General features: G+C 48.7%; 22 protein-coding genes. 3 read left to right on the top strand and 19 right to left on the bottom strand.

Annotation, left to right across the window (positions count from 1 at the left end):
* Positions 1 to 7: 7 nt before the first annotated feature.
* The 16 genes from ACCC71_RS01140 to ACCC71_RS01065 all read right to left on the bottom strand — a co-directional run bounded on the left by ACCC71_RS01140 (position 8) and on the right by ACCC71_RS01065 (position 17,392).
* Positions 8 to 916 (bottom strand): glycyl-radical enzyme activating protein, encoded by a 909-nt coding sequence (locus tag ACCC71_RS01140; protein ID WP_434310621.1) that lies wholly within the window; start codon positions 914 to 916, stop codon positions 8 to 10.
* Between the two features lie 10 nt (positions 917 to 926).
* Positions 927 to 3,344, bottom strand: coding sequence for a pyruvate formate lyase family protein (locus ACCC71_RS01135; RefSeq protein WP_434310620.1), 2,418 nt, complete (start codon positions 3,342 to 3,344; stop codon positions 927 to 929).
* A gap of 127 nt (positions 3,345 to 3,471) precedes the next feature.
* A complete protein-coding gene (locus tag ACCC71_RS01130; RefSeq protein WP_434310619.1) occupies positions 3,472 to 3,672 on the bottom strand; it encodes a hypothetical protein in 201 nt (66 codons plus the stop codon).
* A 2-nt stretch (positions 3,673 to 3,674) separates the two neighbouring features.
* Positions 3,675 to 4,106, bottom strand: coding sequence for a hypothetical protein (locus ACCC71_RS01125; RefSeq protein WP_434310618.1), 432 nt, complete (start codon positions 4,104 to 4,106; stop codon positions 3,675 to 3,677).
* 104 nt (positions 4,107 to 4,210) lie between these two features.
* On the bottom strand, positions 4,211 to 5,704 hold the full coding sequence (locus tag ACCC71_RS01120) for an ATP-binding protein (protein WP_434310617.1): 1,494 nt from the start codon (positions 5,702 to 5,704) through the stop codon (positions 4,211 to 4,213).
* The gene (locus tag ACCC71_RS01115; protein ID WP_434310616.1) at positions 5,701 to 6,936 is read right to left on the bottom strand and encodes a DUF5711 family protein; all 1,236 of its coding nucleotides are present in this window, start codon (positions 6,934 to 6,936) and stop codon (positions 5,701 to 5,703) included. The genes ACCC71_RS01120 and ACCC71_RS01115 overlap by 4 nt, the downstream gene beginning before the upstream one ends.
* A 254-nt stretch (positions 6,937 to 7,190) precedes the next feature.
* Positions 7,191 to 8,645, bottom strand: coding sequence for a LysM peptidoglycan-binding domain-containing protein (locus ACCC71_RS01110; protein WP_434310615.1), 1,455 nt, complete (start codon positions 8,643 to 8,645; stop codon positions 7,191 to 7,193).
* 97 nt (positions 8,646 to 8,742) lie between these two features.
* The gene (gene yyaC, locus ACCC71_RS01105) at positions 8,743 to 9,327 is read right to left on the bottom strand and encodes a spore protease YyaC (RefSeq protein WP_434310614.1); all 585 of its coding nucleotides are present in this window, start codon (positions 9,325 to 9,327) and stop codon (positions 8,743 to 8,745) included.
* A 25-nt stretch (positions 9,328 to 9,352) separates the two neighbouring features.
* Positions 9,353 to 10,642 carry a DUF6128 domain-containing protein gene (locus tag ACCC71_RS01100; RefSeq protein WP_434310613.1) on the bottom strand — a complete coding sequence of 430 codons (1,290 nt, stop codon included), beginning with the start codon at positions 10,640 to 10,642 and terminating at the stop codon, positions 9,353 to 9,355.
* A 70-nt stretch (positions 10,643 to 10,712) separates the two neighbouring features.
* On the bottom strand, positions 10,713 to 11,510 hold the full coding sequence (locus ACCC71_RS01095) for a hypothetical protein (RefSeq protein WP_434310612.1): 798 nt from the start codon (positions 11,508 to 11,510) through the stop codon (positions 10,713 to 10,715).
* 34 nt (positions 11,511 to 11,544) lie between these two features.
* Positions 11,545 to 12,420, bottom strand: coding sequence for a 16S rRNA (adenine(1518)-N(6)/adenine(1519)-N(6))-dimethyltransferase RsmA (gene rsmA / locus ACCC71_RS01090; protein ID WP_434310611.1), 876 nt, complete (start codon positions 12,418 to 12,420; stop codon positions 11,545 to 11,547).
* Positions 12,421 to 12,430: 10 nt separating this feature from the next.
* Positions 12,431 to 13,216 (bottom strand): TatD family hydrolase, encoded by a 786-nt coding sequence (locus ACCC71_RS01085; protein WP_434310610.1) that lies wholly within the window; start codon positions 13,214 to 13,216, stop codon positions 12,431 to 12,433.
* Positions 13,213 to 15,168, bottom strand: coding sequence for a methionine--tRNA ligase (gene metG / locus ACCC71_RS01080; RefSeq protein ID WP_434310609.1), 1,956 nt, complete (start codon positions 15,166 to 15,168; stop codon positions 13,213 to 13,215). Before metG ends, ACCC71_RS01085 begins: the two co-directional genes overlap by 4 nt.
* Positions 15,169 to 15,595: 427 nt before the next feature.
* Positions 15,596 to 16,282, bottom strand: coding sequence for a zinc-ribbon domain-containing protein (locus ACCC71_RS01075; protein WP_434310608.1), 687 nt, complete (start codon positions 16,280 to 16,282; stop codon positions 15,596 to 15,598).
* Positions 16,283 to 16,303: 21 nt separating this feature from the next.
* Positions 16,304 to 16,984: a zinc-ribbon domain-containing protein gene (locus ACCC71_RS01070; protein WP_434310607.1), complete on the bottom strand. Its 681-nt coding sequence runs from the start codon at positions 16,982 to 16,984 to the stop codon at positions 16,304 to 16,306.
* A 252-nt stretch (positions 16,985 to 17,236) separates the two neighbouring features.
* Positions 17,237 to 17,392, bottom strand: coding sequence for a rubredoxin (locus ACCC71_RS01065; protein WP_434310606.1), 156 nt, complete (start codon positions 17,390 to 17,392; stop codon positions 17,237 to 17,239).
* A 299-nt stretch (positions 17,393 to 17,691) separates the two neighbouring features.
* On the opposite strand from ACCC71_RS01065, the gene ACCC71_RS01060 reads away from it, so the two are divergent.
* From ACCC71_RS01060 to ACCC71_RS01050, 3 genes are all read left to right on the top strand, one after another.
* A complete protein-coding gene (locus ACCC71_RS01060; protein ID WP_434310605.1) occupies positions 17,692 to 18,087 on the top strand; it encodes a lipocalin family protein in 396 nt (131 codons plus the stop codon).
* 197 nt (positions 18,088 to 18,284) lie between these two features.
* Entirely contained in the window at positions 18,285 to 19,157 is an 873-nt protein-coding gene (locus tag ACCC71_RS01055; RefSeq protein ID WP_434310604.1) for a homocysteine S-methyltransferase family protein, read from the top strand.
* A gap of 83 nt (positions 19,158 to 19,240) precedes the next feature.
* On the top strand, positions 19,241 to 21,052 hold the full coding sequence (locus ACCC71_RS01050) for a DUF885 domain-containing protein (protein WP_434310603.1): 1,812 nt from the start codon (positions 19,241 to 19,243) through the stop codon (positions 21,050 to 21,052).
* A gap of 43 nt (positions 21,053 to 21,095) precedes the next feature.
* Here the strand turns inward: ACCC71_RS01050 and ACCC71_RS01045 are convergent, their stop codons facing one another.
* From ACCC71_RS01045 to ACCC71_RS01035, 3 genes are all read right to left on the bottom strand, one after another.
* Positions 21,096 to 21,770: an RraA family protein gene (locus ACCC71_RS01045; RefSeq protein ID WP_434310602.1), complete on the bottom strand. Its 675-nt coding sequence runs from the start codon at positions 21,768 to 21,770 to the stop codon at positions 21,096 to 21,098.
* A gap of 69 nt (positions 21,771 to 21,839) precedes the next feature.
* A complete protein-coding gene (locus tag ACCC71_RS01040; protein ID WP_434310601.1) occupies positions 21,840 to 22,763 on the bottom strand; it encodes a LysR family transcriptional regulator in 924 nt (307 codons plus the stop codon).
* A 97-nt stretch (positions 22,764 to 22,860) separates the two neighbouring features.
* Positions 22,861 to 23,763, bottom strand: coding sequence for a DUF1932 domain-containing protein (locus tag ACCC71_RS01035; RefSeq protein ID WP_434310600.1), 903 nt, complete (start codon positions 23,761 to 23,763; stop codon positions 22,861 to 22,863).
* Between the last annotated feature and the right edge of the window lie 23 nt (positions 23,764 to 23,786).

Raw genomic sequence — 23,786 nt, 5'->3', positions numbered from 1 at the left:
CACTCCTTTATCCCAGGTGAACGGGAAATCCCGCGTTCTCATAACAGGCTTTGATCTGCTCTAGACGCTCCCCAGACGGAGGCGTAAAAGTTTCCATCCGTTCTGTGGACCAGCTGAGGGACGCCAATTTGGACAACCCTAGATCGTGATAGGGAAGGAGCTCCACCCGCTCCACCGGCCTCGCCAGGGTATGCAGGTACTCGATTCTCCGATCCACTTCCTGCTCTGAATCATTGACGCCTGCGATCAGAGGCATCCGAATCCAGATTGGGACAGACAAATCAGCGGAAACCTGCCGCAAATTATCCAATATCTTTTGATTGGAAACACCGGTATACTGCCGGTGTTTTTCCTCATCAATCAGCTTGATATCGTACAGCAATACATCCAGCTGGGAGAAGATCGGTTTTGCCTTCTCCCAGTCGGCATATCCGCTGGTTTCCATAGCCATGGAAATATTCTTTTCTTTTGCGATCTCCATCATTTCCATCACAAAATCCGCCTGGGCCAGAGGTTCTCCTCCGCTAAAGGTGATTCCCCCGCCGGAAGTTTTGTAAAAACGCCAGTCCTTGGCGGCTTCCCGCATCACCTCTTCCGCCGTCATACTCCGCCCGGACAATTCCCGCGCGGACGATCGGCAGACCGCGGCGCAGCGTCCGCAAACCTTGCACTGCTCCCGTTTAGTTACCGCCTGGCCTGCCTCGGAAATGGTAATGCAATGCTCCTCGCACACCGGCTCACAGGCGCCGCAGCCGGTGCAAAGATGCGGAAACAGCAAGAGCTGCGGACTAGCAAGGTTGGATTCCGGATTATGGCACCACTGACAGCGCAAGGGGCACCCCTTTAGAAAAATAGTGGTACGAATCCCAGGGCCGTCGTGGATAGAAAACTTTTGGATATTAAAAACCGTTCCCATAACCGTCCCCTTAATAGACAGCGCGGTGACAGGTTCTGGCGATCAGTTCATCCTGTACGTTCGGATTTAATTGGACAAAGTACGCGCTGTAGCCCGCCACCCGGACAATCAGGTCTTTGTGCTCCTCCGGCTTTTCCCGCGCCGCAATCAGCGTTTCATGATCCACCACATTAAACTGGATCTGCTTTCCGCCTTCCTGCAGATAGGTTCGGATCATCATGCTGAATTTCGCCCGATCTTCCTCGGTTTCCAGAGCGGAGGGATGCATCTTCATGTTCAGCAGCAGGGACTGCAGCTTAAGCTGGGGCAGTTTCATCGCGCTGTTTAACATAGCGGTAGGCCCGCAGGTATCGCAGCCCTGTTCCGGGGAGGCGGCTCCGTCCGCCAGATAGCTTCCGGCATAGCGCCCATCCGGCGTCGCCCCGATCAGACGTCCGCCCGGATCGTGGGAAGTGATGGAGATACCGGCTACCCGGAATTTCACGCCCCGGTAGCTGTCAATGTCACGCCCTGCGTCGCAAATCCTCTCGTAAATCCTTGCCGCCAGTTCGTCCGTCTCATCGTTGTCATTTCCATATTTGGGTACGTCCAGACACATCTGACGAATCGCTTGATTCTTCTCGCCTTCCCAGTTGGCGTCCATTGCGGCAAGCAGCTCTTCCATCGTGATCTTTTTCTCATCATAGACCAGTTTCTTTACCGCAGCCACGGAATCGCAGATATTGATGGTGCCGATTCCTACATTGATGGTCGGCCCGATTCCATAGGGAAGATCCCGCATTTTTCCGATCTTTCCTACTTTTACACCGTCGGAAAACAGAGAAATCGGGAAAACGTCCTGCATCTGCTTCCGTCCGGTCAGATAACGAAGCAGCATGTCCTGAGCAAAATAATCCATATAAAACTTGATGTGCTCGATCAGCTTATCTTCAAACTCTTTATAGGTCGTCATATTCCGGACGTCTCCGGTCTGCGGCCCGATCATCATCTGCTGCTGTTTGCTGTATCCATTGTGCATAAAGGTATCCAGCGCCAAGGCGGTCACCACCATGGAGAACACCATCCCCCAGCCTTCCGGTACCGTCACGTCCACGCAGCCGATGATGTAGTAATCTCTTGCTTTTTCCAGAGGAACCCCATTGTCCACCAGATTATCAATATAAGATTTATCACTTAAGAAAGAGGGCATTCCCATCCCGGTTTTTACCAGCTCAATAGCTTTTTGCATCAATGTTTCCGGCGTTTTCTCATGAACGCGGACATGAAGCGTGTGGTGGGGCACCCGGCAGCGGTAAGCGGCCTCCAAAAACAGGTAGGACAATTCATTGGTCACATCATTTCCATCTTTATCCACGCCTCCCAGGGTGACGCTGTTCCACCTGGCTTGACCGGACCATTTCAGACGGCTCTGACCGCCGGACGTATTTTTCATCTGTAAGAATTTCAGGCGGTACAATTCCAGATACTCCAATACCTGCTCATCGTCCAGGATTCCCGCCTCGATGTCATGCTTGTAATAGGGATACAGATACTGATCCATCCGGCCCAAAGGCGTGGTGGTCTGACAGGAAATCATCAGGAAGAGGAACCACTGGAACTGCAGAGCGTCCTGGAACGTCTCCGCCGGTTTTGCCGGGATTCTCCGGCACGTTTCCGCCATGGAGAGAAGTTCGTTTTTCCTCGTTTCATTCTTTTCTTCCGCAGCCAGCTGTTCCGCCAGATCTGCGTAGCGTCCAACCCAACGGATGACCGCTTCGTTGATGATGACGATTGCGCGCAGAACGTAGATCCGCTCGATATCTTCCTCTGTGCGGATACTCATGGAAGTAATTTTTGACAATTCCTCCTTTGCCTCATCGATAATGGCCTGCAGGCCCTTTCCGATTACATAGCCATAATCCACCTGATAGGTATCTGCCTCCGGAAGAATATCCATTCCATTGCAGGCGTATCCCATCCCGGCCGCCTCCTCCAAGGTTCGGTTTACCGGGAGCAGATATCCGCTGCGCTTCCAGGCCCACATGGTATCGTCATACAGATCGTACAGCTTATATTCTGGGATAATCTTGTGCCAGTACTCGGTCAGCTCCACCATTTTCTGGGCTTCTTCTTCCGAGATCGCGTACTCTTCCCCGCGCAGGGACTCGATTCCTTCTTTTTGCCAGGTTCCCTTTGTCCAAAAATCCGCTTCCACGGCCATGGGCTTGCTGGCAGGCGCGCCTGCCAAAAGTTCCCCCTCCAAAAGAAAAATCGGAATATGGTCCAGCACATAAGCCTGTGATTTGGCCATGCGTATTACATCCGGCTCCCCTTCATTCTCCCGAAATGCCTTTGTAAACAACGTGGCTTTTTCTACGCTAAAAACGATCTTGGGGGCCCGAACCACCTCCATCATCTTTTTTACTCGTTCGGTCGCTGTTCTTTCCATCAAAAAAACCTCCTTCTTTATGATAAATCCAGTCGATCGATGTCTGCCTGAATTTAGTATAAAGAAGGAAGTTTGAAAAAGGAACTCATAAAACCGCGCGAATACGTGGACTATTCTGCCTCCTAAACTACATATTTTTAGAATACATCAAAGCCTTTTTGCTGAGTTGACGAACACTGAGCCCTTCGTCTAAAGATTTCTCACGCCATTTTGTATAATCAAAAGACTCTTTCGTTATCAGCACAATAAATCTTTCCGCATCAACATAGCCCAATTTAGAAATTAAAGCATCGATACCTTCCTGTTTGATAATGGTGTCTGTTTTCATATTCATCCCTCCATTTCATTTACAAAAACAATTGGACTGACAATCTTGATTTCTGGTATTGGAGTATTTAACAATTTCTTATCTGTAGTTAGATAATATTCACACTGTGCGGCTACTGCACAAGAAATGTGTAAGGCATCGTATGTTTTTACGCCTTTTAAAGCAAGCGACTCCGCAAATGTAAGGATATCTTCTGTTTCTTCTGCAACACATGAGGAAGCAATCGTTCTCCATGGGGCAATTGCCAAGCGCTTTTCTTCATATGGATTTTTTCCATTTTCATAGTCTAAAATGTAAGACCACACTAAATCGTAAACTCCCGCTTTAATTTGGGCCTGAACGTACAATTTAGCCTGTGTTTCAAGATGAATTCTTATTTGGCTTTGGTCATCAAAAGGTCTGTTGTAACAACAGTTATCCAGGTAAATCTTCAATATCTCTTCACCACCTTTTTTAAGTATAACATGAAATAGAACATTTGAGAATGAGATTTGTTATAAAGCTCTCTAGTGGGAAATAACTGTTATCTCGCGGATGCCTACCCTTGAATCGGCGTTTCCTGATATTTCCTCAGGACAAAGTGCATGATCGTCCCGGTGCTTTCCTTGCTGGTGGCCCAAATCCGGCCGCCATGATCTTCGATGATCTTCCGCACGATGGAAAGTCCGATTCCGCTGCCACCGGTGGACGAATTCCGGGAAGCATCCGCCCGGTAAAAACGGTCGAAGATATATGGCAGATCCCGGCCGGAGATACCGCGGCCATTGTCCTCGATCTCGATCTGTACAAAATCCCCGGAATCTCGGATACGGATATTAATGAGCCCTTTTTTCTTGTCCATGTATTTGACGGAATTGCTGATGATGTTGTTGATCACTCGCTTCAGCTGCTCCGTATCGCCGATAATCGTCACATCCTCCGTCAAATAATTGTAGTAGGTCAGCTCAATATTCTTTGCAGAAAGCTCCAACTTCAATTCTTCCACGCAATCATTGAAATAATCATCGATTTTTATCTTGGAAAAGTTATAGGGAATCCGATTGGTATCAATTTTCGAATAAAGGGTCAGCTCGTCGATCAGCTTGTCCATGTCGTTAGCCTTGTTATAAATGGTCCTCACATACTTATCCAGCTTTTCCGGCGAGGAGGCCACGCCGTCTAAAATGCCCTCCACATATCCCTTGATGGCTGTAATCGGGGTCTTCAAATCGTGAGAGATATTGCTGATCAGCACTTTGTTGTCCGCGTCATACTGCATTTTTTCCTCGGAGTTTTCTTTTAGACGCAGACGCATCTCCTCAAAGCCCATGCAGAGCTCGCTGATCTCATCCTTTCCACTGACATCGATCGAAAAATCCAGATTTCCGTTTTTGATCTCCCTGGTCGCTTTTTTCAAAGCGCCCAAAGGCCGCAGAATGGACCCATACAGCCAGACGGTCAATAAAACGGCGGTCAAAATCAGTACCAAAATGATGACGTAAACGATCTCCATCACCACGCTCCGCACCTCCGGCAGCAATGGTTCCACATTGGTCACTATAAACAAACTTCCCTCCCCTCCGTCAGCGAAAAGAAAGTCTTGTTGGCTCATCAGGCAGCCTACCTCGCCGCCAAGGTAAATGCCTTCCTGATTTTTTATATTGGAGCCATATCCATAGCCAGGAAGCCGGTCGTAAATCCGCTGTCCGGCAACGTCCCCGGTAAAAAGAATATCGCCATTTTTTCGTACGATCAGATAGGAATGCTTTTCCATTAGACGCTGATTGAGATTTTCCAGATACTCCGCATCCTCCAGCGCAGCCGTATCGTCTTGCATAATCCGCTCCACTTCATCCCGCATACTCTGGGTCAAAGCGTTAAAAAGCTGAAGGGTATTGGAGGAAAAGAGAATTTCCGTGTCAGCCAGTCCATATATTTCCCGCAAAGCTTTAATTTGGAAATGATTCATCACCGTGACCGAAGCTCCAATCAAAAGAATCGGAGCTAGAATAATGGTCAAAAAAGAAATCGTCAGCTTCGTCCTCAATTTCATTTCAATTTTATCTCCCTCAAGCCCTGGTTACTAAACTGAAGGAGGCGGCTGCCGCTTAAAAAGTACAGCTTTTTTGTCGTTCCTTCCAGATTTCCATGGAATTTCTCTTTTCCGCTTCGATCTAGCACCAGACACTCTGCTTCATCGTAAAATACCAGGTAATCGCCGGAAAACTCCCCATGAGTATAGGCAAATGGAATCTCTGCGCTCATCGATTCCTTTCCTGTGGTGTCATAGAGATGCAGCCGGTACTTACCACCGTCTTCTCTCTCCACAATTGCGATGGTATCTTCCGACGAAAAGACGCTTTGTATCTCTTTCTCACAGACAATCTCCGCGATCTGCTTTGGCTGAGCCTCATTTGCCAAAGAATATAGGAACGCTTTGCTGTCTCCAAAAGCGCAGACCAACTGATCCGTCAGATAGCGGATCTCCGGAAACAGCATTTCCCCGTATTTAAAAAATCCTACCACCCGGTCCGCCTCGGTCTTTCCTACGTCAAAATTGTAAAAGGCGATCCGGCTCTGCATACTTCCCTGATCCATATAGACAATGGAAACGGCAAGGCCTGTCCCTGTAGGCGACAAGGATAAATCCAGCGGATAGCCTTCTCCCGCCAGAGCTGTTTTCACTTTTATGTCTAATTTTAGCCCGGTCTTATCATAAAAATAGATGTAGCTGGCATCCGTATCATCCAGAACCAGCGCCAAAACTCCATGGGAGGAAACCGTTAAATTTAAAATGGAAAGGTTCGTTTGTACCGTTCCCTGAACGCCGTCTTCATTAAAAATATAAGCAGTCTGGGATTTCAAATCTGCGATGGCCCCGTACTTTCCGTTTATCGTAACGGAAGGGTTTCTCATCGAATATCCATAATTCCAGACAGTCTTTCCAGACCGGTCCAGATAAGACATACCGTCTTTTCCATACTGCAAAATACCAAGCCCAAAATCTTGAAACTCGGAACTGCTCTCCCCCGCTGCGTCTTTCTGCCAAACAATCTCCACCGTATCATAATGGGCCCTGCTGCTGATAAAATTCCACAACAAAAATACCAGCAATGCGGTTCCCAATACCGCCGCTATAATACAAATCTTCCGCAGACGGTAACGCCGCATCTCCTCGTGCATCGACTGCAGCTCTTCCTCCGAAGGCTCCGGCGGCTCCGAAACCACGCGGCGGCGCAAGCGCATCTTTTTCTTTTCCCGTGAATAATCTTGATCCTGGTCCATTTATTTTCGTTCCTGTCTTATGCAATTTTCTCTTCCGATATCCACCATCGGAAATACCCTGTCTCACCCTGCCAGGGCCATTCTCTTTTTCGCAATTTTTCACGAAAAGCAGTCCCGCTTTGAAACTTTCTTCTGCCTTTTTGTGACAGAGATTTCCTTTAGGACTGCTTTTTATCATACCATATTTTCATGTTGGGGTCAAAAGGGATTTTGCCCCTCTGATACCGGATTGCGCCCTTTATGCTCTCGCCATCCTACTCTGGCAAAATTAATTTCTGCCCGCTGAGAATTTCATCTGGATTTTCAATGTGATTGATCTCACAAAACCGCTTCATGGGCTTCAATGTTCCATATAACTTCCAGCAAATTCCGCTGAGCGTTTCTCCTTCTTTCACCAGATAAATCGAATCCGCGGATACCGCCTTTGTCTCCGGCTCTTCTTTTTTGGTCTCCTCCGCATTTTGGGTTGGCTCTGTTTCCGGTTCCGTCGGTTCTGTCTCCGGCTCCGTCTGCTGGCTCTCTGGCTCCGTCGGCTCCACTGCCGCCCCTATGGATTCTCCTTCCGTCCCCGCCGGTGTTGTGGATTCTTCCGTTGCCGCTGTTTCGCTCGTTGGTACGGTAACCACTACCTCGCTGCCAGACGCCGCTGTCGATTCCACGGAAGGGTCTGCCGTCGTCACAAGTCCCGCCACCAAGCTCTCTCCGGTTTCCGGCATCGTAGCCGCCACTTCCGCCGTACTATTTTCCAGAGAAATCAAGTTATTTACCGATGTCTCCAATCCTTTTAACTTTTCCCGATAATGAAATAAAGTCGTTCCGACCAAAAGAATTGCCACGCAAGCCGCGGCCAACCGAACTTGCTTCCATCCGCTGTCCGACAAAAACGGCTTGTCCTTTTGGTCTGTCCCGTCCTCTCCGTTTCCCTTTTTCCTCTCCGCCATTTCTGGCTTCTGCTCTTCATCCTTTTCGGAAGAAAGCCAGCCGGAAATTCCCTTGCCGTTCATCAGGCGAGGTCCCGGCTTCCCTGCCTCTTCCCCGCGTGATGCTAAAAAATGGCGCTTGTCCTTCCGGTCCCTCTTATCGTTTCCGCCTGATTTTCTCATTTCTTCCATCCGGGCACGGAACTGTTGCACGACTGCTTCCCGCCCTTCTTCCCGAGGCGGTTCCATCTGACGCTCGGATGCCATATAGGCCTGCATGGGATCATTTCGCTCATAATATATGTAATATCCCTTCATCCGGTCCAGGCCGCCCTTCCACAACATGTAGAAAGCTTCCTGATCGTCGTCGTCATGAAGCAGAAGCACCTTATCGCCCTGGGCAAATGCTTCTTCATACGTCTTTTTTAAAGACAGTTTGTCCACTAAACCGCCGGACTTTTCATATACAAACCAGCCGCAGACCCCCATATCCGGGAAAAATTCTTCCTTACGCCGAAAAATGTCTTTCCATGTGTTTTCCGTGAAGCGCAACCGCCCGTTCTCAAAATCCGCAGACCTTGTCTCCAAGGCTCCGGAAATAAACAAACAAGGTATCTTTTCCCGTATCTGATGCCTGCCAAACAGCACGCCGACACGCCAGGATTCCGCCGACAGCTCCAACTTTTGAAAATAGCTGCAAACGTAATCCTCCACATAAATTTTAATTCGGTCCTCTTTTTCTCCCATCTGCCGCATATTCTTTGGTAAAAGCTTTTCCTTTTCCGCCATACCGTCACCCCATTATCAAATTTCCCGAAGTCTGCGGGCCATATCCGGCCCGCAGAATCCTATGGGGTATCGTAGCACAGGAAAGGTAAAAAATTTATCAATTCCTGTCCCCAATTTCTAAAAATGTTTCGACAGATTTTATGCCCGAACAAATCGCATCCGCCAGCTCCATGACCGTACCCAAACGAATACTTTGCAGCATCATAGGTTCCCGGCACTGTCCATTTCCAACCACGCCGGTGATAAAAATATCTCCTACCCGGTTCAGCCGTTTGCGAACGCCAAGGCCTGGGCGGATTCCTCCTTTTCCCAGCGAAATGGTTCCCACTTGCTCCTGCCTGCCGATAGACGCGTCAATGGCTACGATCACATGCAGGGGATACCGACGCCCGATTTCCTCCATGGTCTCTTCCAGATTGACTGCATGAACAGGGCTGGATAAGGTTCCCACTACCTGGTATCCTCCCATCAACTGCTGCTCCAATTTATATCCAATAATCGGGCCCAGGCTGTCGCCGGTAGAACGATCGCTCCCGATACATAAAAACAAGACCTCGTTTTTAGCCTCGGACTGCTTTACGCCTTCAATTAGGCTGCCCAGATGGGCGGCGAAGGTATGGGGAGAAAAGGATGGTCCCGGCTCATAATAACAAATTTCTTTTTGCATTTCTTTCACAATCATCACCGCTATCCAGTATTTCCAGATTTTACAGCTTTATACGAAAGAGCCAATAACCCAATTTTTCTGCGGGACGATATTGCCGGAATCCGAACATTTCCGCTATCCGGTAATCTTGATTTAAACTCTCGCCTGGGACGCCGAGAAAATGCAAGTCTTCCTGGACGTCTTTAGCAAGAATCAAATGCCGGTAAGTTTCATACCCATTCAGCAAAAAATCATTGCTCCCCAGATGCCAGTACTCACGGGGCAAGCGTCCAATATCCTGCACGGAAATCTGCAGCACTTCCCAGGGGTCTTCCGGACCGAACGGCTGATATTTCGGATACGTGTTCCACAGTTGTTCCCAGGTAATTTTAGGCTCTCCTCTCCAAGTACGCTCCGGTGCCAGCATCTGAGCGGAAATATCCGCTACTGCTTCCAGTCCCTCTCCGGATGAGTCCAATGATTGTTCCTGGGTTTCCGGGGTCTCTGGCTGCATGACTCTTTCTTCCTGGACTTCTCCCATCTCTGGCTGCACAACTCTTTCTTCCTCGGTTTCCAGTATCTCCGGCTCTGCGGCTCTTTCTTCCCGGACTTCTCCCATCTCCGGCTGCACAACTCTTTCTTCCTCGGTTTCCAGTATCTCTGGCTGTGCTTCTCTTCCTGCCTCGGTTTCCGGCGTCTCCGGCTCTACGGCTCTTTCCTCCCGGACTTCCGGCGTCTCCGGCTCTACTGCTCTTTCCTCCCGGACTTCTCCCATCTCCGGCCGGGCTTCTCTTCCTTCCCGAACTTCCGGCTCCACGACCCTTTCTTCCTCGGTTCCTGGCACTTCCTGCCTTGTTTCTCTTCCCTCCTCGGTTTCCGGCATCTCCGGCTGCATTTCCCGTTTTTCCTGTGGAGCCTCTACCGTATCGTTCTCTTCTCTTTGTTCTGCGTTCTGCTCCGAGGCGCTCTCTTCCACCTCCCGATCCCACGGTCTCCGATCGTCCCAGAAGCTAAAATATTTCTTTCCATTTCCTTCCGGAAATACGCCGACGCCGCAAAATTCCCCTAGCGGCAAACCGCTTCCCGCCACATTTTGAGCCTGCGTCAAAAAGGCCCCTTCCGCTCCGAACGCTCGGATAGGCATGGTACCAAGGAATACCTGCCCCGGCTCTCTTCCGCAGGAAAACAGCTCGGCACGTCCGACTTTTTGACCGCTGTTTTCTCCCTTCAGGAAAATCCGCATCCGGCACTGTCCATTTCTCACTTCTAGACGGACAAAACCGACGTTCCTTCCCTGATTCTTCCCATGGTATTCATACAGATAAGAAATCACTCTCCGATATTCCATCATAAAAAATCCCCCCATACAACACTGTTATAAGCATTGTATGAGGGGCAAGCCTTTTTCATGCTTCACTCGCTCAAGCTTCCGGCACTTTTACCTCTTCATATCCGGAAAAATCCGGAAGAGTCAGCGTCACCTTATCGCCAAAATTGACGTATTCCTCTGTGATGTCATAAACCAGACTGGCCGACAGCCCTTCCGCCGAAAGATCGACTTTCAGTCGGAACGTCGTCTTTTGCGGCACGTGATCCTCATTGATTTCAAAGGTTCCTTCCGCATCCGCAAAATTCATCGTCAGGCCCTCTCCATATGTGTCCCGATATTCCTGAATCTGAGGAATACTGCCCGCAATTTTCTTTACATCCTCCGCGCCAATTCCAAAGGTAATCCGGTAGGATCCATTTTCCTCCGCAATCTCCATGTTCCGATACTCTTTTGCTTCTAACTTTGAAAAAAGATCTAGTCCATGAAAAACCTGCGCTGAAAGCTGCGCGTCGGTCACGGATTGCTGATAACGACTCCCCGCCATATCCACATATAACTTCCCGCCGGCGTAAGCATAAGAAATGGGGATCGTCATGGGACTTCCCGTCCCCATATCCAGGTTCATGGAAGCCTCCACCAAAATCGTCCGTTCTTTTCCTTCCTCACTATTTCTTCCCGTCTCTTTCAGGACGCCGGTCATCCCGTTTTGAGCAGCACCGCCATCCTGAGATACCGATGCGTTCATCGTCAAGTTCATCTCCACAGCGTCTTTTTTGGACCAGGATTCCGCCGCTTTCTTATAGACAGACTCCGCACTGGCGTTTCCAGAACATCCGGCAAGGGAAAGCCCCAGCAAAATACTAAGCCATATGGCCGCTGTTTTTTTCATCTCTGTTTCCTCCTTTGCACAGTCCTCCTGCCCTTCACGAAGAAGGGCGCAAGCGACTAAAATAATTGCTCAACGCTGCAAATTGGTCCAACGTTAACGCTTCTCCCCGAATACCGGCGGAAAGTCCGAAAGAAGCAATCGCTCCTTGGATTTCTTCCTTAGAGAAAGGAATCTCCGGCGAATTATTTAATCCATTGGCCAAGGTTTTCCGTCTCTGATTAAAGGAAGCCCGAATCAGGCGAAACAACAGCCCTTCATCCTCCACAAGAACCGGTTTCTCTTTGTGAGCCGTCAACCGAATCACCGCAGAACCGACGCTGGGGCGGGGAATAAAGCAGTTGGGAGGAACATTGGCCGCCAAATACGGTTCGGCATAATACTGAACCGCTAAAGAGAGAGCTCCGTAATCCTTTGTTCCCGGCCCTGCTTTCATCCGCTCCGCTACTTCTTTCTGCACCATAATCGTAATGCTGTCTAAAGGCACTCCGCTTTCAAAAAGCCCCATGATGATCGGCGTGGTAATGTAATAAGGAAGATTCGCCACCACCTTGATCGGCCGGCCGTCATGGTACTTTTTTGCCAAAGCTTTTACATCAAGCTGAAGAATGTCCCCATGAATCACCTCTACATTGGTGCAATCCGCGAGGGTTTCCCTTAAAATCGGGATCAAATGCTCGTCGATCTCCACAGCCGCCACACGCCCGGCAGCCTCCGAGAGCGCCTGGGTCATGGTACCGATCCCAGGACCGATCTCCAGCACAAAATCCTCTTTCGTCACATCCGCCGCCCGGATAATCTTCTCTAATACATGACTGTCAATTAAAAAGTTCTGACCAAACCGCTTCTGAAAGGCAAATTCATTTTTTCGGATCACCGCAATGGTTGCCTGTGGATCTACCAGTCGTTCCATGGTATCCTCCTTACCCTTCCAGTTTCGGCAGACGATAGAATCGAAACGCGTTCTCCCAGGCCGCTTCCTCCACTGCCTCCGGGGAAATCCCCTTGATCTCAGCAATGGTATGGATGATCTGCGGCAGATACCCAGACCAATTTCGCTTTCCACGATAAGGAACCGGGGCCAGATAAGGGCAATCCGTCTCCAACAGCAGCCGGTCTAAAGGCAGATAGGAGACGACTTCCTTTACCTTTTTTGCATTGGAAAATGTCGCCGCGCCTCCGATTCCAAGATAATATCCCATATCCAAATATTCCCTGGCTATCTCCACTCCATAGGAAAAGCAATGGATAACCATGGAAAATGCTGGGACGCTGGCCTCTCTGATGAGGTCGAGCGTATCCTTCGCCGCGTCCCGGCTGTGAATAATGACCGGTTTGTCACACTCCTTGGCCAACGCCAGCTGCGCCAGAAACCATTTTTTCTGAATCTCTCGTTCCGGCTCGTCCCAGTAGTAATCCAGTCCGATTTCTCCGACCGCTGTCACTTTTGGATTCTGAAGCACCTGACGAAGCCAATCGATGCTGGCCGTCCCTGTCTCAAACTCCTTTGTCTCCGTAGGATGCACGCCCGCCGCTGCATAGATAAAATCATATTTCTCCGCCAGAGCCAAGCTATCTTCCGTGCTCTGACGGCTCGCTCCGACATTGACGATCCGCCGGACGCCGCGGGAGGAAAGACTGTCTAAAATCTCCTCCCGGTCCAAATCAAATTTCTCATCATCATAATGAGCATGGGTATCAAAAATCATCGAATCTCCGCTCCTGCCGGCATCTCCTTCTCTGGAACCATCAGGGAAAGATTTCCATCCGCATCCTCCGCGCAAAGGATCATCCCCTCAGACAACACGCCGGCCAGTTTTGCAGGTTTCAGGTTTGTCACAACCATTACCTTTTTCCCGACCATCTCTTCCGGCGTATAGTGGGCCTTGATACCAGAAACGATCTGGCGCACTTCATGACCGATTTTCACCTTGGAGCAGAGCAGCTTCTTCGATTTTTTTACCGCCTCACAGGCAATGATCTGGCCTACTTGAAACTGCAGCTTACCGAATTCTTCGATGTCGATCTCCGGCTTTTTCTCCAGATCAATCACTGGCTCCTCCGCTTCTTCCTGCTTCGGCGGGAACAGGGCATTCACCCGCTCCATCACCTCATTCAGATCTTGTCTTGCAAACAGAATTTCCGGCTTTTCTGTCACTTTCGTGCCGGACGGGTATTTTCCGAATACATCCAACTCGGCAATGGGCCGTAGACTGGACGAAAGCTGGGATGCGATTTTCTCCGCAGTTTCCGGCAGGAAGGATTCCAGCAGGGACGCGCCGATCAAAATACCCTCTACCAGATTGTAAAGTACGGTGGCCAAACGATCCTGCTTGGTCTCATCCTTAGCCAGGACCCAAGGCATCGTCTCATCGATATATTTGTTACAACGTTTAAACAGATTAAAGATCTCCGTCAAAGCGTCCGCTACGCGAAGCTTCTCCATCTTTGCATTTACCTTGCCGACGGTCTCAAGAACGGTCTTCTTTAAATCCTCGTCCACCGCTTCAGCGGCTCCGGTATCACGGACGATACCGCCAAAATATTTGTTGCTCATGGCAATCGTGCGGTTTACCAGATTTCCCAGCGTATTGGCCAGATCTGAGTTCACCCGCTCCACCATCAGCTCCCAGGAGATAACGCCGTCATTCTCAAAAGGCATCTCATGAAGCACGAAATAGCGGACCGCATCGACGCCGAAGAAGTCTACCAGCGTATCTGCATACAGCACATTTCCCTTGGATTTGCTCATCTTGCCGTCGCCCTGCAGCAGCCACGGATGACCAAAAACCTGATCCGGCAGCGGCTCTCCCAGCGCCATCAAAAAGATCGGCCAATAGATCGTATGGAAGCGAATAATATCTTTTCCGATCAGATGCAGGTTTGCCGGCCAAAACTTCTTATACTGTTCACTGGAATTTCCTTCCGCATCGTAGCCAATCCCGGTAATGTAGTTGGTCAAAGCGTCCAGCCAGACGTACGTCACATGCTTCGGGTCAAAGGAAACCGGAATTCCCCAGGTGAAGGAAGTCCGGGAAACACACAAATCCTGAAGGCCCGGCAGCAGGAAATTGTTCATCATCTCATTCTTTCTGGCCACTGGTTGAATGAAATCCGGGTGGGTATTGATATGCTCGATCAGACGGTCGGCATACTTGCTCATGCGGAAGAAGTAGGCCTCTTCCTTTGCCGGCTGCACCGGGCGTCCGCAGTCCGGGCACTTGCCGTCTACCAGCTGAGATTCCGTGAAGAAGGATTCGCAGGGGGTGCAGTACATTCCTTCATAGTATCCTTTATAGATATCGCCCTGGTCATACAATTTCTTGAAAATCTTCTGCACCTGCGCCTCATGGTCGGCATCGGTGGTACGGATAAATTTGTCGTAGGAGGTATTTAACAGGTCCCAAAGGCCTTTTACCGTTCCTGCCACTTGATCCACGAAGTCTTTCGGGGTCACGCCAGCCTCCTGGGCTTTCTGCTCGATCTTTTGCCCATGCTCGTCCGTACCCGTCTGGAAAAACACCTCTTCTCCCTGAGCCCTCTTGTAACGGGCGATGCTGTCAGCCAGCACAATCTCATAGCAATTCCCAATGTGAGGTTTTCCAGAAGTATAGGCGATGGCCGTTGTAATGTAATACGGTTTCTTGCAATTTTTACACATATCTTTCTCCTTTCCTATTTAAACAATGAAAGCCCCCGTCCTGTTTCCTAGGACGAGAGCTCATGCTTCGTGTTACCACCTGGGTTCGCATCTGCCTTGCGGCATATGCCTCTATGAGTACAGGATTCTCCGATACTCTGGCGCGATTACGGGCGCTCCCGTCGCATCCTAATGTCAGCAATCTCAACTTTATGGATGTCTGCCTTACAATCGCCTTTTCGCTCTGCTCGCATCCCTTATCGCTGTCCATTCAGTGCGCGGCTCCGAGACCATCTTCCGAGGCAGTGTCCGCACCCCTTTTCAGCTACCGGGGCTCTCTGTGGCTTCTTCTACAGCGTACTCTTCTCTTCTCAGCCTTTTTCTATATTCTTCCAAAAAACTCGGAATTCCTATTGTTTTTTCATTCTACTATGTTTTTTTTCAGCTGTCAACCCCAGGGCATCATCAGCCCTCCAAGCAAACACCATTCTCCATTCAGCTTTCCAACAATCACTTCATCTTTAAAAGAACTCCCTCTATTACGGGCATTGGAATTCAAAAAACTCTGCAAATCCTCAATATCAAATTGCCACCCATCATCTTCCTCTAAATAAACCTGAATCTTTAGGGCATACGCTTCATCCAGTTCTTCCACTTCCATTCCATAACTTCGCAAATCCCTGGACAAAGACCTACGTTGCCTCTGCGTATACTCCTCTTCCTTCAAAATCTGATAGGTAATTTTGATTTTGCCACTCCCCAGCAGATCCTCCAACTCTTCCTGGAGATACTCCATGGTGTCTTCTTTTTCCCAACTGACGTCAGAAGCTTCCCAGATATCTTTCGGAAATGCTTTTATGACTTCTTCCGCGTCCTTTTTCTGTATGCCCTGAAACAAATGATCTAACGGCGCTTCATAAGATTCGCTTTTCAAAAGGCTTACAATCAGGACGATCAAGGCCGCCACAACCAGGACGACCGCGGATACCACGAGAATCCCGATTTTTCGATTCTGGCTCTTCCTCTTTACCGACTCGCTCTCCTCGGTTACAAAAGCTCCGGACAGAGGCATTCCACAGCTATTGCAAAACTTGCTTCCATCCGCCAATTCCTTTCCACATTTCGGACAAAACATCCCGCTTCCCTCTCTTCTCTCTTAGTATAAAAGGCCTCCTAAAATGCCCCACTCGCCGCCTACTTTGCCAACACTGACAGACATTTTTAGACTATTTCCTCGGATATCGCCGTCCAGAAAAAAGTCATCCATAAAATCATCGACCCGGTAATGATCCTTGGATTCCACCGTAACCTTTATCGTCAGCTGATACCCTTCTGTAATTTCCGTATCCTCTAGTCCATACTCTTCCATGCGTTTTTCCCAAAATGTTCTGTGCTCATAATTCAATTTTTTCTTGCCGGCGACCTCATAGGACAACCGCAGATGGATTCCCTCCCGTCTTTCATCCAATTCCTCCTGGCAGGCTTCGGTCCATTCCTCCTGGGTCCAATCTGAATCCTCTTTCATTTTCCAATAGATCTCTGGCATGCCCTTTAACATCCGCTCGGCATCGGCGTCTTCAATACCTTCTAAAAAATATTTTATCGGCCTTTCATATCCCGGAGTGCGGAGCGTCACGTACAATAAAACCGCGAGAAAAAGAATCAAAAAAGCACAAGATCCCACCGCTATCATTCCTATTTTTCGATATTTTCGTATTTCTTCTTCCGTCTTTCTTTTCACCTGCGGAGAAAATTGTCCCATCCCGACTGGACTTCCACAACCGCTGCAAAATCGCGTTCCCTCTTCCAGATATTTTCCACAATTCGGACAAAGCATCCTTGTTCCCCTCTCTCCTTCCATCACCTTGTTAATTGAAGGTAAGAATCCTTTTAAAACTAGAATAACGCAAAATCAAAAACAGCGCAAGTATTAGAAAATACTTTCCGCCATAATGCACTCCTCACCGGAACGCCTTTTATCCTATTTGTGAACGCTTTTCACAAATTTTTGGAATCCTATAGAATGGTGAAAAGCGGCAAGAATTTCTCCCTGCCGCCTTTCACCATTCTATCGTGTTCTATGCCTTGTTTATGCCTCCGTAAATTGATCTTTGCCTACGCCGCACAGAGGGCAAACAAAATCTTCCGGAACATCCTCCCATTTTGTACCAGGCGCAATGCCGCCTTCCGGATAGCCTTCCGCCTCATCGTACTCCCAGCTACAAACTTCACAAACATACTTCATCTGCATTTCCTCCTGATTCAGATATTACTTTCTTATATCTTCCATTGACCTGGCCATGTGTGCCTTTGTCAACTGATGGTAGTATATCTATATTCGTTCATTTTATCAAGTACTATTTTTATATTAATTACGAAAGAAAAAAGCTCTTTAGACATAAATTTTACTATGTACAAACATTAATGAATGTTGTATAATATGCGAGGATTACTCAGTTGGCGAAGGGGACGGATGGGAAACTAAAAATAATAAAAATGATTTTCATCCAAAAGCCAAGATCATGTGTGAGGAGGATAACAAAAATGAGTAAGGTAAGCAAAAAAATCATGTCACTGGTACTTGTCGCTGTACTGGCAATGGCTCTGCTCGCTGGATGCGGCGGCAGCAAGTCCGAAATCGTCGGAACTTGGGAAGCTTCTGTCGTAGAGGCAAGCGGAATCACGCTGGACTTCAAAGAATTTGCAAAGCAGATGGGACAGGATGCAGATTCTTTCAAGATGACGCTGACCGCTAAGGATGACAAGACGTTCTCGATGGATATGGCCGGCGAAACCGGAGAAGGCACCTGGGAAGAGAAAAGCGGCAAATATACCTTGACCGTTGACGGCGAGGACATGGAAGTAGAGATCAAAGATGGAAAACTGATCTTTGCGGATGAAGCTTTAGGCGGAGCGAAAATCACTTTCGAGAAAAAATAATCGATAAAATAACCATGCGAGAGCTGTTGCAAAGGTAGGTGCATGATCTACCGAAGCAGCAGCTCTTTTTATTCTATTAGGAAATTCCGTTGCTGGATTGAAAGATTCCCCATTTCAAGGTATAATGTTCGATAAGTATCATGGACGAAAAAAGTGGAAGTTCATTTTCATTACTTTGACCTTGAAAGGAGGTCTCTATGACCAAACAAGAATTTGCCGAATTAGCCTCCAGGGGCTTGATTATTCTGGACGGAGCCACCGGTTCCAATCTGATCAAAGCAGGAATGCCACGTGGGATTTGCACGGAACAATGGGTATTGGAGCATCCGGACGTATTGATCGATTTGCAGAGAGCCTTTGTCAACGCCGGAAGCCAGATTGTCTTCGCCCCCACCTTTGGCGTAAATCGTTTTAGCCTGGAAAGCCACGGTCTGTCGGACCAGATCGAACCGATGATTCATCGCCTGGTCGGAATTTCCAAGGAAGCTGTAGGGGGAAAGGCTCTCATCGCCGGCGACATTTCTACCACCGGCCAAATGTTAGAACCTAGGGGCCCAATGACCTATGAGCACTTGTTGGAAATCTACAGTGAACAGATCTCACTGCTGGTTGAGGCCGGCGTGGACCTTCTGGGCGCTGAAACCTTGATGAGCGTGGATGAAGCTATGGCTATTCTGGATGCCGCTGCTTCCGTATGCGACCTTCCGGTCACCTGTACGCTGACGTTGGAAGCAGATGGTTCCGCCCTCTACGGGGGAAGCGCGGTAGAGGCAGTGGAAACCTTGCAGGAGATGGGAGCCGCCGCCGTAGGTGTAAACTGCTCTGTAGGACCAGATCAGTTGGAAGCTGTTATCGCCTCGATGAAATCTGTTGCCAAAGTACCGATTATCGCCAAGCCCAACGCAGGTATGCCTACAATCACCCCGACTGGGGAAGCGGTTTACCGAATGGGCCCAGAAGACTTTGTTCGGTATATGAAGGTATTGGTACAAGCTGGAGCCGGTATCATCGGCGGCTGCTGCGGCACAACCCCAGAATTCATTCAGGGTCTGTCCACATTAAAAGCATAAGTAAGCTCAGAAAATCAAAATGCAGACGACTAAATGAACCCTATGCCGTATAAAATAAATAGAAAAGATAGGAAAGCAATAAAATGATGAGAAAACGATTTTTTTCCTTGATCGCTTGCCTTCTGGCCTTTCTTCTGCTGCTGGGAAGCTGCCAGTCCGCGCCGCCTTCCGGGACTTCCACCAGTTTGGAATCGGACGCGGGAAGCAGCGACGCTGCAACCGAAGCTGCCCCCCAAAAGGATCAGATTCAGCAAGAATTTGATCAGTTCATAGAAGACCTGTTCTTAGAAAATGTAGTTTCCGATACGATTTCCTTACACTATACGCTGTCCGACCCATCGGCCATGGGAATTACAGAGATCCCTATCACCTTTGGCGATTTCGGCAACGCTGCTTATGAGGAAGCCATCCAAACGTTAAAGGATACCCGCGCAAAGCTCTCCACATTTTCCTACGAGCTTTTATCCGGCGATCAGCAACTGACTTATGACATTCTGATGGCCCACCTTACGACGGAGTTACAAGCAGAGGACTATGAGCTCTACGCGGAAGCGCTGGGACCTACCACGGGCATCCAAGCGCAGCTTCCCGTGCTCTTGGCCGAATACACCTTTTATCAGATCAATGACATTGATACCTACTTAGCGCTTCTGGAAAAATTGCCGGATTATTATGCTTCCATCCTGGATTTTGAGAAGCGCAAATCCGAAGCCGGTCTCTTCTTTTGCGATGAAACCGTCGACGGCGTGATCGAATCCTGTGAAAATTTTATTGCGAATCCGGAAAGCAACTATCTGATTGATATCTTTAACGACAAAGTGGAAGAAATAGAAGGTCTAAGCGACCAACAAAAATCCGACTACTGCCAGCGAAATCAGGAACAAATTGAGAAGTTTGTGATTCCCGCCTACCGTATGCTATCTGATGGACTGCGCGCCTTAAAAGGCAGCGGAACCAATGAAAAAGGCATGGCAGGCTTTCAGGGTGGCATTGCCTATTACACGTACCTTGCCGCCTCCAGTACTGGTTCTTCCTGGACGCCGGAGGAAATGATCGAGCGAATCACCAATCGTATGGCAAAAGATGTGATGGGAATCGGCACGGTGGCTCAGAGCGATCCGGACTGGATGGAAAAATTTGATTCCTTCCAGTTTGGAATAACAGAACCCACGGATATGCTGGAAGATCTGAAACAAAAGATCACAAAAGATTTTCCGGAATTGGCTGGGACCAGCTACAAAGTAAACTATGTGCATGAATCTCTGGAACAAAATTCCAGCCCTGCATTTTTCTTGACGCCTCCCATAGACCGGAACACAGAAAATGCGATTTATATTAACCGCAGCAGCAGCACCGGCGGCCTGTACACGACGCTTGCCCACGAAGGTTATCCGGGGCATTTGTATCAGAATGTATACTTTAACCGGACGGAACCCTGCCATCTGCGTCACCTGTTGAACTTTACCGGATACAGCGAAGGATGGGCGACATACGTAGAAAATCTATCCTACGAGTATAATACCAATGCAGACTCGTCCGCTATCCTGCTGCAACAGCTAAACAATAGTTTATCGTTGGAGCTTTCTGCGCTGGCGGATCTCTACGTCAATTACAAGGGATATTCTTTGGAAGAGCTTCAGACATTTTTTAGCGGATTCGGCTACGGCGATGCGGAAACGGTCAAAAGCATTTTTGACTACGTGGTAGCGGAACCGGGCGCCTATCTTCCCTATGTAATCGGTTGGTTGGAGATTGAAGACCTGAAGGAAACGGCCCAAACCACTTTAGGGGAGAAGTTTAACCTCAAAGAATTTCACCGCTTTCTCCTGGATATCGGCCCCGCTCCTTTTGACGTCATCGAAAAATATATGAACGAGTGGATAGAAACACAATAGGAAAATTTCTTATAGGAAAGGGCGGCTGATTGCCGCCCTTCTTTTACTGGGTTATAATCTGAACCTCGCTTTTTTCAATTGTTTCCAACACCCATTTTTTATTAAAACTTCCCTTTTCCAGCGCCGCGCTCTCCGCTTCAAATTTCTTTCGCGCCGCCCGGGCAATTTCTTCGGCGTCCGCCGGACGGATCGCCACGATCCCATCCGCGTCGCCGGCAATAATATCTCCCGGCATCACGACAAGACCTGCGATGCTGACCGGAACATTGATCTCGCCAGGTCCATTTTTATAAGGGCCTTGCGGCGTAACGCCCATAGCGTAAATCGGAATCTCCATTTTTTCCAGCGCGTCGATGTCCCGCACACAGCCGCCGATGACTAAACCACCAATCCCTCTCTTCTGGCAATAGGTCGCCATCATCTCGCCCATCAGCGAATGCTCCAGATCTCCTTCTCCATCTACCACCAAGATATCTCCCGGCTTTGCGATTTCCATGGCATAATGGAGCATCAAGTTGTCCCCTTGGGGAAGTTTTACCGTAAAAGCTGGCCCCAACAAAGGCCGCCGGTTCAATGCTTTTAATGCAGAACCAGAATTATACAGACGTCCCATCTGATCCGCGATATTGCTGGACGGAATGTCCCGAAAAGCTTCCATCAGCTTGGCAGATGGGCGTTTTAAATTGGTATAGGCCCGAAAGCCCACATGATTTGACATAGTAATACCTCCTGAATCCATAAAAAGGAAGGAAGAGCCTCCCAGCATGCGGTTTGCTCTTCCTCACAATCACTTTAACAACGAAAAGTAAGAGTCATTTCCCATCCGGATTTGCTTACTGTATTTCTTACAGCTGGTAATAAACTGATCCATGGTAGGAAAAACAAGTTTATTCTTATGATAGATCAGATAGAAGGTTCTCTTTAAGGAAAAGTCTTCTACCCGAATGGGATGGAGTCTCCCATTTTTCAATTCCATATCGATCACCACAGGCGACAGGAACGCCAATCCTTGATTGTCGATTACCGCCTGGCGAATCGCTTCCATATTATTGCTGGTCCAGATTTCTTGTATCTGAACATCATGCCGAAGCAACTCCTGATCAACCTGAGAACGAGTTCTGCACCCGATCTCCCGGAGAATAAATTTTTGACCATCCAACTGTTCCGGCTTGATCGACTGATACGCGGAAAAGGGATGATCCGGGCTGCACACAAGAATCAGCTCGTCCTGAAACAGCGGTGTGGAAACAACCATGGAAGAAGGCGCCTTTCCAAGAATCAGGCCAAGATCCAACGTATTTTCCAAAATCATCCCCATAATCGCATTGGCCGTATTTACCGTCACTTCCGTATTGGCCTGATGCCCCTGCTGATAATAGTCGGAAATCATTTTGCTCATGATAATCGCGCCTACTGAAGGAGATGTTCCAATCTTCAACGTCAGTTTCGTATCGCTGGCAGCGTTCATAGCGGCTTCCATCTCTTGATACATCGCCAGGATATGACGTGCGTAATTGAGAAATACGATTCCAGATTCCGTGATCACCAGCCTTTTTCCAGAACGCTCAAAAAGTTTGGTATGAAACTGCTTTTCCAGAGCGGAGATCGCCTGACTAATCGAAGATGGCGCAACATACAACAAACGCGCCGCCGCGCTCATATTTTTTTGCTCCGCCACTGTCACAAAGATTTCCAGATCCCGCTTTGTCATCGTATCCACTCGCTCCTTTTCCACGTCTAAGCACAAATCCTAAAAGGCAGGCGTTGTGCTTCCACTAAATTCATTATAGGAGCCCGGCAGCAAAAAATCAATGAGCGTTCCTCTCCTCCAACACCAGCTTTGTCACTTCTTTATAGTTCATGGTTCCGATATCCGGATATTTCTCTAGAAGATGCAGCGCTGCAACTTTTTCAAACTTTTTCTGAGCAGCCAAAGTCATACCGGCATCCAAATGTAAGCCAAGAACCGTTTCCGCAGCATTTCTTACTTCTTCCGCTCGCCGTGCGGCGTGGACGATCATCCGGGGCATGGCCTCATTGGCGTATTCTTCTAAGGTCTTTCCCGCCATCGGATTGTGGATACTGGTGACCATTTCCTCTAGCACGCCATAACTTTCTGAGGCCAGAAGAAATTCCATTACCAGTTGCTGAAGTCCTTTGGAATATACGCTCTTCAACATTTTAATTCCAGAGGCGGCCCCGACCGGCTTATCCAGCACCTTTAACTGCATGTGATACGGAAGAAACGCCTGGTAAAATTGCTCCGCTCCATCTCCACATAGATAAACGCTGACACGATGTCCGTTTTTTTGCACATTTCCCAACACAGCGCCATCGCAAAGCAACACGCCTTTCTTTCTGGGGATCTGATCAATGGCCTCCAAGACGCTAGGCGCTACCGAATTCAAGTCCACATAAACCTGGCCGGCTTCCAGCATCGGCATGACCTGCTCTGCTACTGCCACAGCTACCTTCGCTGTGGTCAGGGAAAAAATAAAGCGGGAAGTACAGCAGGCTTCTTCCATCGTAGCAGAAAGCGTTAGCCCGATGGACTCGGCTCGCTGGCGAATCAGGCCGCCCCTTACCGGATCGTCCTGCATAACGTCGTAAGCCGTTATATTGGTAAGCCCATCCTCCATCAGCCCTCTGGCAATATGGAAGCCAGCCTCGCCAAATCCCAGAAATGCGATCTCATTTTGTTTCCTATTCATTTTACCTGTCCTCTTTGATACGC

Source organism: Hominifimenecus sp. rT4P-3 (assembly GCF_051055405.1).
GTDB lineage: Bacteria > Bacillota > Clostridia > Lachnospirales > Lachnospiraceae > Pseudolachnospira.
This window is presented reverse-complemented; position numbering and strand designations above follow the sequence as displayed.

Excerpts from the sequence above, each read along its gene's own strand:
- ACCC71_RS01140 (WP_434310621.1), bottom strand. The coding sequence starts at position 916 with ATGGGAACGGTTTTTAATATCCAAAAGTTTTCTATCCACGACGGCCCT.
- ACCC71_RS01135 (WP_434310620.1), bottom strand. The coding sequence starts at position 3,344 with ATGGAAAGAACAGCGACCGAACGAGTAAAAAAGATGATGGAGGTGGTT.
- ACCC71_RS01130 (WP_434310619.1), bottom strand. The coding sequence starts at position 3,672 with ATGAAAACAGACACCATTATCAAACAGGAAGGTATCGATGCTTTAATT.
- ACCC71_RS01120 (WP_434310617.1), bottom strand. The coding sequence starts at position 5,704 with ATGAAATTGAGGACGAAGCTGACGATTTCTTTTTTGACCATTATTCTA.
- ACCC71_RS01115 (WP_434310616.1), bottom strand. The coding sequence starts at position 6,936 with ATGGACCAGGATCAAGATTATTCACGGGAAAAGAAAAAGATGCGCTTG.
- ACCC71_RS01110 (WP_434310615.1), bottom strand. The coding sequence starts at position 8,645 with ATGGCGGAAAAGGAAAAGCTTTTACCAAAGAATATGCGGCAGATGGGA.
- yyaC (WP_434310614.1), bottom strand. The coding sequence starts at position 9,327 with ATGATTGTGAAAGAAATGCAAAAAGAAATTTGTTATTATGAGCCGGGA.
- ACCC71_RS01100 (WP_434310613.1), bottom strand. The coding sequence starts at position 10,642 with ATGATGGAATATCGGAGAGTGATTTCTTATCTGTATGAATACCATGGG.
- ACCC71_RS01095 (WP_434310612.1), bottom strand. The coding sequence starts at position 11,510 with ATGAAAAAAACAGCGGCCATATGGCTTAGTATTTTGCTGGGGCTTTCC.
- rsmA (WP_434310611.1), bottom strand. The coding sequence starts at position 12,420 with ATGGAACGACTGGTAGATCCACAGGCAACCATTGCGGTGATCCGAAAA.
- ACCC71_RS01085 (WP_434310610.1), bottom strand. The coding sequence starts at position 13,216 with ATGATTTTTGATACCCATGCTCATTATGATGATGAGAAATTTGATTTG.
- metG (WP_434310609.1), bottom strand. The coding sequence starts at position 15,168 with ATGTGTAAAAATTGCAAGAAACCGTATTACATTACAACGGCCATCGCC.
- ACCC71_RS01075 (WP_434310608.1), bottom strand. The coding sequence starts at position 16,282 with ATGTTTTGTCCGAAATGTGGAAAGGAATTGGCGGATGGAAGCAAGTTT.
- ACCC71_RS01070 (WP_434310607.1), bottom strand. The coding sequence starts at position 16,984 with ATGCTTTGTCCGAATTGTGGAAAATATCTGGAAGAGGGAACGCGATTT.
- ACCC71_RS01065 (WP_434310606.1), bottom strand. The coding sequence starts at position 17,392 with ATGAAGTATGTTTGTGAAGTTTGTAGCTGGGAGTACGATGAGGCGGAA.
- ACCC71_RS01060 (WP_434310605.1), top strand. The coding sequence starts at position 17,692 with ATGAGTAAGGTAAGCAAAAAAATCATGTCACTGGTACTTGTCGCTGTA.
- ACCC71_RS01055 (WP_434310604.1), top strand. The coding sequence starts at position 18,285 with ATGACCAAACAAGAATTTGCCGAATTAGCCTCCAGGGGCTTGATTATT.
- ACCC71_RS01050 (WP_434310603.1), top strand. The coding sequence starts at position 19,241 with ATGATGAGAAAACGATTTTTTTCCTTGATCGCTTGCCTTCTGGCCTTT.
- ACCC71_RS01045 (WP_434310602.1), bottom strand. The coding sequence starts at position 21,770 with ATGTCAAATCATGTGGGCTTTCGGGCCTATACCAATTTAAAACGCCCA.
- ACCC71_RS01040 (WP_434310601.1), bottom strand. The coding sequence starts at position 22,763 with ATGACAAAGCGGGATCTGGAAATCTTTGTGACAGTGGCGGAGCAAAAA.
- ACCC71_RS01035 (WP_434310600.1), bottom strand. The coding sequence starts at position 23,763 with ATGAATAGGAAACAAAATGAGATCGCATTTCTGGGATTTGGCGAGGCT.